This window comes from Levilactobacillus acidifarinae DSM 19394 = JCM 15949, from assembly GCF_001434835.1.
In the GTDB taxonomy this organism is placed as follows: domain Bacteria; phylum Bacillota; class Bacilli; order Lactobacillales; family Lactobacillaceae; genus Levilactobacillus; species Levilactobacillus acidifarinae.
The window spans coordinates 281,682-289,615 of record NZ_AZDV01000003.1; the positions used below are offsets into that span (position 1 = coordinate 281,682).

The 7,934-nt window shown below is 51.4% G+C and carries 8 protein-coding genes and 3 tRNA genes; 1 reads left to right on the top strand and 10 read right to left on the bottom strand.

The features are described 5' to 3' along the window. Positions 1-105: 105 nt before the first annotated feature. On the top strand, positions 106-843 hold the full coding sequence (locus tag FD25_RS02080; RefSeq protein ID WP_057800919.1) for a WecB/TagA/CpsF family glycosyltransferase: 738 nt from the start codon (positions 106-108) through the stop codon (positions 841-843). Between the two features lie 66 nt (positions 844-909). Here FD25_RS02080 and FD25_RS02085 read toward each other — a convergent pair whose 3' ends face one another. The 10 genes from FD25_RS02085 to FD25_RS02130 form a co-directional block, all read right to left on the bottom strand. Then, complete coding sequence (locus FD25_RS02085) at positions 910-1,611, bottom strand: GntR family transcriptional regulator (protein WP_146999977.1); 702 nt, start codon at positions 1,609-1,611, stop codon at positions 910-912. Between the two features lie 27 nt (positions 1,612-1,638). Beyond that, positions 1,639-2,781: an N-acetylglucosamine-6-phosphate deacetylase gene (nagA, locus tag FD25_RS02090; RefSeq protein ID WP_057800921.1), complete on the bottom strand. Its 1,143-nt coding sequence runs from the start codon at positions 2,779-2,781 to the stop codon at positions 1,639-1,641. Positions 2,782-2,859: 78 nt separating this feature from the next. After that, positions 2,860-3,663, bottom strand: a complete 804-nt coding sequence (proC, locus tag FD25_RS02095) for a pyrroline-5-carboxylate reductase (protein WP_057800922.1) — start codon at positions 3,661-3,663, stop codon at positions 2,860-2,862. 274 nt (positions 3,664-3,937) lie between these two features. Then, positions 3,938-4,009, bottom strand: a tRNA-Gln gene (locus tag FD25_RS02100). 7 nt (positions 4,010-4,016) lie between these two features. Beyond that, positions 4,017-4,099, bottom strand: a tRNA-Tyr gene (locus FD25_RS02105). An 82-nt stretch (positions 4,100-4,181) separates the two neighbouring features. Continuing rightward, the gene (locus FD25_RS02110) at positions 4,182-4,997 is read right to left on the bottom strand and encodes a metallophosphoesterase (protein WP_057800923.1); all 816 of its coding nucleotides are present in this window, start codon (positions 4,995-4,997) and stop codon (positions 4,182-4,184) included. A gap of 76 nt (positions 4,998-5,073) precedes the next feature. Next, complete coding sequence (locus tag FD25_RS02115) at positions 5,074-6,552, bottom strand: peptide MFS transporter (protein WP_057800924.1); 1,479 nt, start codon at positions 6,550-6,552, stop codon at positions 5,074-5,076. A 329-nt stretch (positions 6,553-6,881) separates the two neighbouring features. Next, the gene (locus tag FD25_RS02120; protein ID WP_057800925.1) at positions 6,882-7,175 is read right to left on the bottom strand and encodes a PTS lactose/cellobiose transporter subunit IIA; all 294 of its coding nucleotides are present in this window, start codon (positions 7,173-7,175) and stop codon (positions 6,882-6,884) included. 1 nt (position 7,176) lies between these two features. Beyond that, positions 7,177-7,506, bottom strand: a complete 330-nt coding sequence (locus FD25_RS02125) for a PTS sugar transporter subunit IIB (protein ID WP_057800926.1) — start codon at positions 7,504-7,506, stop codon at positions 7,177-7,179. Positions 7,507-7,781: 275 nt separating this feature from the next. Continuing rightward, positions 7,782-7,854: transfer RNA gene (locus FD25_RS02130), tRNA-Thr, on the bottom strand. Between the last annotated feature and the right edge of the window lie 80 nt (positions 7,855-7,934).

Genomic DNA, 7,934 nt, shown 5'->3' on the forward strand with positions numbered 1-7,934 from the left:
TATAAATTAAATGATAGCAAAGTCTGGCGTTCACCGCCAAAAATCGCCAATTTTTAGCATAGATTTTAAGGTCACCCGACCTTCACTTGGAAAGGAAGTTCCGCTATGTCCTCAACGTTTCCGACCGTTACGGTCCTCGACATCCCCTTTATCAACACCACCGCCGCACAATTCACGGCGGCTGTGCAACGCCGCATCGTGCAGCAACAAAGCACCTTCGTGGTGACCGCCAATCCCGAAATCGTGATGTACGCCCACGATCATCCGGATTACCGCAAACTTTTGCAAACTGCGGACTACGTCACGCCCGACGGCATCGGCATCTTAAACGGGGCCCAAATTTTAGGCGACCCGCTACCCGAACGAATTACCGGTTTCGATACCCTGCAGGCCTTGCTGCAGTGGGGGAGCGACCAGCACCGTTCGGCCTATTTCGTCGGCGCCAAGCCCGCCGTAATTGCCCGGCTAAAAACCATTCTCCCGCAACGCTACCCCGGTCTCAACATTGTGGGTCTGCGCGATGGGTACTTTGCGGACGCTCAAACCGTGGCTAACGACATCGCCACCCAAGCGCCCGATATGGTCTTTGCCGCCCTAGGCTTTCCCAAACAAGAACGCTTCATCGCCACTTATCGCCACACCACCCACGGCTTATGGATGGGCGTGGGGGGCAGCTTCGACGTGCTAGCGGGAACGGTGGCTCGGGCACCGGAATTCTGGCAAAAACACCACCTAGAGTGGTTCTACCGCACGGTCAAGGAACCCAAGCGGCTCAAACGTATCGCAGTCATTCCCCACTATCTCCGCTTAGTCAAGCAACAGGCTAAACGGCAAAAATCCTAAATCAAAGGCCTCACAGCCCCTTAGAGTCTCTAACGGTTGTGAGGCCTTTTTAATTTGGTTTAATGTCTATTTTTCCAAGTAAAATTCGAAACGTTCGCCCACGTACTGGGTCCGTACATATTCAAACGGTGTCCCGTCCTGCAGGTACGTCACCTGACGTAACCGCAAAATCGCATCCCCGCGTTTGATATTCAAGTATTCGGCAATGCGTTCGGACGCCGACATAGCCGACACCGTTTGCTGAGCCTTACCCGGACTCAACTGCTTCTTGTCTTCTAAGGCGCGGTAAAGGGAGCTAGTAACTTCCTTTTTATTCAACCCCTTGACTAAGCGGTCCGGTACCGTTGCGACCTCAAAACAAATCGGCACGTCATCGCCGTAACGAATCCGTTCCATTCGCAAAACCAGGTCGTCTTCGTGTAGTTTCAATTTCTCGGCTTCACTGAGCGACGGACTCATCACGTGGTAGGAGATCGTCTTACTGGACGGTTGCTTGCCCTGGGCCAACATTAAATCGGTAAAGCTGGTCACTCCGGACATCTTTTCTTGCACCTTTTGGTTGGCCACGTAGGTCCCCGAACCCACTTGGCGTTCGAGAATTCCTTCGTCGACCAGGGTCTGAATGGCCTGCCGTAGCGTCATCCGACTCACATCAAAATCGCGTGAGAGCTCCCGTTCTGATGGGATTCGGTCCCCCACGGCCCACTTACCGGCTTCGATGGCCCGTTTAATGTCGTTATGAATTTGAATATAAATCGGTGAACTCACAGCACCCAACATCCCTTCTAAATCTACTTACTCCGCGGTGTGTGCAAACCGACGTCCCAGACTGTAGGTGGCTTGCAGGTGCAAGTCGCGCGTCATCAGGTTCAAGTCGGCATCGCGACCCACGGTTAATTTACCTTTTTGTGTCAAACCGAACTCTTCGGCCTGGTTGACCGCACTCATTTGCACGGCGTCGTTGACGTCACAGCCCGTGAAATCAATCACGTTCCGGAAAGCTTCGTCGTAGCGTAAGACGGAGCCGGCCAAGTTGCCACTTTCGAGACGGGCTTGCCGGTCCTTGACGATGACATTTTGGCCACCCAACTCACTCACGCCTTCGGGCATTCCCTTGGCCCGCATGGAGTCCGTCACCAGTTCCAAACGGTGCGGCCCCTTTTGTTCGTAGGCCAGCTTGATCATGTCTGGGACGATGTGGAACCCATCACAGATGATCTCACAGTACAGGTTGTCCTCGAGCATCGCGTGGCCGGTCACCCCGGGTTCGCGGTGACGTAACCCTCGTTGCGCGTTGTACAAATGCGTCACGTGGGTCGCCCGGCTGTTGAGTAACTGTTCGCGCGTTGCGTTGGAGTGACCCACGGACGGCACGATGCCATTGGCTAAGCAATAACTCTCGAATTTGGCCGCACCCGCGTCTTCGGGAGCGTAGGTGATCAACTTCACCCGGTGCCCAGACAACTGGTTCCAGCGTTCGAGCAACGCCACGTCGGGGTCCTTAATGTATTTCTCGGGTTGTGCGCCCTTGAAGATTGCCGCAATAAACGGCCCTTCCAAGTGCACCCCTTGAATCACGGGATTTTCTTCGGCCGCCACCGCGATCCCCCGCATGGCGTGATCGATGGCGTCGTTAGACTGCGTCATAGTCGTCGGGAAAAGTGACGTAATCCCCTCGTTCACCATGTCGGTGACCATCTCGTTGATCTGATCGGGGTCCCCATCCATACTATCATAGCTGTACCCCCCATGACTATGGACATCGATAAATCCCGGAACGATCGTTTGACCCGTCACCACGTGAATCTCATCGGCGGGACGGGGCCGAAAATCGGCGACCGGTCCCACGGCTTCAATCTGGCGGTCAAACCGAACGTACCCGTCGTCGATGACCTCATCACCGGTGTAAATCTTGGCGTGTTTTAAGACAATGCTCATGTTTCTCCTCCTCAATTAAGGCTCAAGCTATCAACATTGTCATTATAATCGGTATAGACCAGCGTTGCAACCCACAAGTTAGTGACTATTGGCATTATCCTTAGCCACCGTGGCGTCGATGCCTTTGACCACCGCCGTCATCAGCCCCGCCTCTTCCATCGCGAGTAACCCGGCAACGGTGCTGCCCCCCGGTGAGGCCACTTGATCGATCAAGGCAAACGGAATCTTATCACTCTTTAAAATCATCTTAGCGGACCCCAGGGTGGCTTGGGCCGCGATTTGGGTCGCCTGTTGCTTGGTCAGACCGTACTTGACGCCGGCCCGGCTTAAACTATCGATAAACAGGTCAATGTACGCCGGTGAACTCCCGGCCAAGGCACTGAAGACCCCAAATTGATCTTCGGCTAACTCGGTGGTGGTCCCAATGGCGCCAAAAACGCCCAAAGCGCTGGTCAGCTTACCCCCGGTCAACTGATCGTTAGCCGCGACGGCCGTCATCCCCGCACCAATCTCAACGTTGACGTTGGGTAACGTCCGTAAAATTGGAACGCTGGGCCCGACTAGCTGGGCCATAGCGTCGAGCGACAACCCCGCCACGATTGAAATTAACGTGGTCTGACCATCTGCGAGTGCGTCCTTGATTTCGGTTAACACGGCCGGTGCAACGTTCGGCGTCACCGCCAAGACCACCAGATCACTTTCGGTGGCCACCGCCGCATTGGTCGGCGCCGTCATCAAGTTATGCTGCGTCGCGTAAGGGCCGTAGCTCTCCTGACGATGACTGTGAACAATAATATCGTCCGGTAAAAAGGCCTTCGCCCGTAAAAGACCGCTAATAATGGCTTGGGCCATACCGCCAACCCCGATAAAACCAATATTCATCCTGATTTCCTCCTTGGTGACTGGCAAAGTGTGTCGGCCCCGATAATCCCGCCAACCGTGACAGCGAATACATTTAACGGCAAACCGGGGTACCTCCCAATGGTCTAGGAGCGGCGTACCCGTTAACGATAATCTTTGGCTTTCCGTTTAAGCTGACTGGTCTGGTTTCGTAATTAAGTCGACTTTAGCGAAAAAAACGTGACTTGTCAATTTTTTTCAATAAAAAAAGGAACTCAGTCCGATGACTGAATTCCGTCCGAGGTGGTTCTCCTGATTGGGCTAGCTGGGTTCGAACCAGCGCATCACGGGATCAAAACCCGTTGCCTTACCACTTGGCTATAGCCCAATAAAAATGGAGGGGAGTGGATTCGAACCACCGAACCCGAAGGAGCGGATTTACAGTCCGCCGCGTTTAGCCAGACTTCGCTACCCCTCCAAAAACTTGAAACGTCGTAACGAATCAACTTCACTATCATACAAAAATCTGCATAAACCGTCAAGTCTTTTTCTAACTTTTTTTAATTTAGGTCCAAAATTCTTAAGCGCCGCTGCCATTCCGTGAAGTAATCCAGCGTTTCCCACTCGTTAATTCGTCGGTTATGGTAGCCTAAGGCCTGATTGTAGTACCAGGTATCTCCGAGGTGTTGGGGCCAATAGTGCCGGTGTAAGTGCCCGAATTGAACGGCCGCTACCCGGTATTGGGCAAACAGCTCCCCCAGTCGCGGGCTCCCCATCAGCGCGTTGGCCATGTTCCAAAACCGATTATCCTGGGTGTATAAAATAAACTCGCGTCGCGGGACAAAGTGGGTCATCACCAGCACCCGTTTGTCTTGTTGCTGGGCTTGCGCTAATTGGGCCGTTAATTGCGCGTAGACCCGCTTGAAGCGTTGCGCGTCACTGAGGGTTTGGGGAATGCTGCCATCGACCCAAAACGCGTTTTTCCAGGCCAGAAAGTTCCGTCCGGTCAGGTTATCGGCAAAGCCGTAATCGTACCACCCGTTGTTCCCCAAAACGCGCCAATTGGTCCCGGGGAGGTCCAACCATTGATGATGCAGATAGGTGGGCGTCAGCGCCGTTTCTAGGGCCGCCTCGGTAACGTCGTGGAGCATGTCGTGGTTCCCGGCAATGAACCGTACCTGTGCGGGGGCAAACTGCCGCTGTAAACTTTCGGCAATCTGAACGGACTGCTCGAAATGATTGGTCAGGTCCCCGGCAATCAGGTACACGCCTACCCGCTGTTGCTTTAAGTAGGCCACTTGACGGGGGACCATGGCGACCGGATCGGTCTGGTTGACGTCGAAGTGCAAATCACTAATTAGGGCTACCCGAACCATCAGTACCCCCTCCTTTCCAGCAAAAAAGTGCCACGCTAGTTTGGTCTAGCGTAGCACTTTTTCTTCATTTATGGGGTTATTTAATCCCCGCCATTAAACTCTTGATTGGTTTAACTAAAGCAAACAGAATGACCCCCGCAACTAAGGCCACGATGGCGACCCCCATGAAGTAGGCCCCTTCGTTTCCTGGCGTGTAGAGCTTAACGATTTGCGCGTTGACCGCTTGGCCGGCGGAATCCGCTAAGAACCACATACTCATCATTTGTGACTGGAAGGCCCGTGGTGCCAGTTTCGTCGTCACGGACAAGCCAATTGGTGAAATCAATAATTCGGCGATTTCAACTACGGCCCAGCTTCCGACTAACCATAACGGGCTAACCTTAGTCCCCGTCCCAAACATCGTGACCGGAATCACCATGATCAGGTAAGAAATCCCGGCAAAAATCATCCCGGTCGCGAACTTAGCGGGCGAACTTGGTTGGTTCTTCCCCCAACGATCCCACAGCATCGCGAAAATTGGCGTGTAGATCAGGATGAATAACGGGTTCAAGGATTGATACCAAGCCGGTAAGATGTGTAACCCTAAGAAGTTATTATTCGTCTGGTTAGCGGCGAATAAGGCTAAGACGGATGAGCCTTGTTCTTCAATGGCCCAGAAAATAGCGGCCGCGATGAACAGACCTAAGTACGCCCAAACGTGCTTCCGTTCAGTCGCCGTAACCTTCTTACTGGTCAAGAAGACCGTGAAGTAAACGACTGGCGTAGCAATGGCAATGATCGACAGTAACAGCACGAAGTTATTAATGTTTAAAGCACCTAAGATGCTCATCAATAACAGAACTAACCCGAAGGCCACTAAACCAACGATCACCCGGACCGTCAGCTTCTTCATGTCGCCGGGTTCCAGCGGATCGGTTGGGTACAAGCTGTCCTTACTCAGGTACTTGCGACCGCCAATCCAGTATTGAACGAGCCCTAAGAACATCCCGATAGCCGCTAAGGAGAACCCTAAGTGGAAGTTGTAGCTCAGTCCGAGCCACCCAACCAGGTATGGCGCCACCAAGGACCCTAAGTTGATCCCGAAGACGAAAATCGTAAACCCAGAATCTCGTCGTGGATCCCCTGCATCATACAGGCTCCCAACCATTTCAGAAACGTTAGGCTTTAATAACCCGGTCCCTAAGACAATTAATAAGATGGAAACGAATAAGGCCATTTTACCGGCAGGAACCGATAACGCAATGTGCCCGAACATGATGAGGACCCCACCGATAAAGACGGTCCGGCGACTCCCCCAAACCCGGTCACTTAAGTACCCTCCCAAAACAGAGGACAAATAAACCATGGATCCGTAGATGGACATCACTGAGGCGGCGGTTCCTTGATCGAACCCTAACCCACCCTTAGTGACGGAATAGTACATGTAGTAGATCAGGATGGCGCGCATCCCGTAGTAACTGAACCGTTCCCACATTTCGGTGAAGAACAGCGTGGATAACCCACGTGGTTGGCCAAAGAATGATTTATCTTGGCTGACTTCCGATTTGTTATTCAAGTTGATAATACCTCCATTGCATTCGTCAAAAACTATATTTATGCTCCGTAAGGAATAACGGTCGGCCTTAAAGTGTATGAATATCTCATAGGCCTCTCATAAAACATAGTGATAATTATAATCCATGAAGGGTTATTAAGCAACGTTTTTTGGAATGTAAACGCCTTCATAACCGGTAAAACTTGATTTGAATAATGAATAAAAAATTAGCCGTCTCATGCAATCTTCTTATTTTTTATTCATTTCCATCTTAAAAACGCTTCCGTCTAAATGAGAGGGTCACCTCCTGATTTAACGTAAAAAAATTCAGCCCCGAGAGGCTGAATTTTTTAAACTTCACTCGATTCTGATAATAATGCTTGAACTAATTCATAATTGCTCTCAACGGCCATGAGCGTGTCCATGGCGTGGCACGTCAAAATATCTGGTGACGTCTGCTGATCCGCTAAACGAGCCGTCAATTGATTTTGGGCCTGATGCGCGGTCACCAAGTGGCTTCGTCCGGACTGTAAGGTCAACGCCTGTCCTTGACGGTGAACGGTAATGGCGTGAAATAATTCCTGTTTGGCCTGCCCGGCAGCCAGTAAGATCTGCATGGCCAGTTGGTCATTACTGGGCGTCATCTTAGAGACTAGCGACGGCCGGCGTGTTCGCCAAGTCCAGTGTTTGACTGGCAAACTTAACCAACGCTTCACTGTTCAACCAACCGTAAATGTCGTTAGGGATCACGGCTACGTGCAGATCAGTCGTATAGGCCTCAATCTGTGCCCGGTAGGCCGCTTGAGGGGCCATTAACACTAGATCCTGTTGGGCTAACAATTCTGGCGTCAATTCAGCAAAACTCGTGGCACTAAAGTGTAGCGGTGCCTGTCGTGTTTCGGCAACTCGCTTGGCTTCCCCTAAAAACAAGTGACTAGAAATTCCTTGACCGCAAACTAACAAGACATTTTTCATGATGCGCATCTCCCTATTCGTTCTTCGATAAGTTAAGAATAGCACTAACAGAAGTAGACCACAATAGTAAAAATGAAAAAATCAATATTAAATAATACGCTTTGATTGCCGATATCAAGGCGTATTAGTGGCTATACCAATTTTTGCATATTGACCTATACCATTTATGAAATCGGTTTCATTACCCGTTTTAGGGTGCCCTTATTAGGCTTGGCCAAGTCGCCAAATTTAATGTACAAAAAAACACTGACCATTTGGTCAGTGTTTTTACAGGATGCCGGCTGAGGAATTCGAATCCCCGACCCTCGGTTTACGATACCGATGCTCTACCAGCTGAGCTAAGCCGGCATACTTGCTAAAATTCTAGCACGACTCCGGCAGGCGGGCTCGAACCGTCGACAACCTGATTAACAGTCAGGTGCTCTACC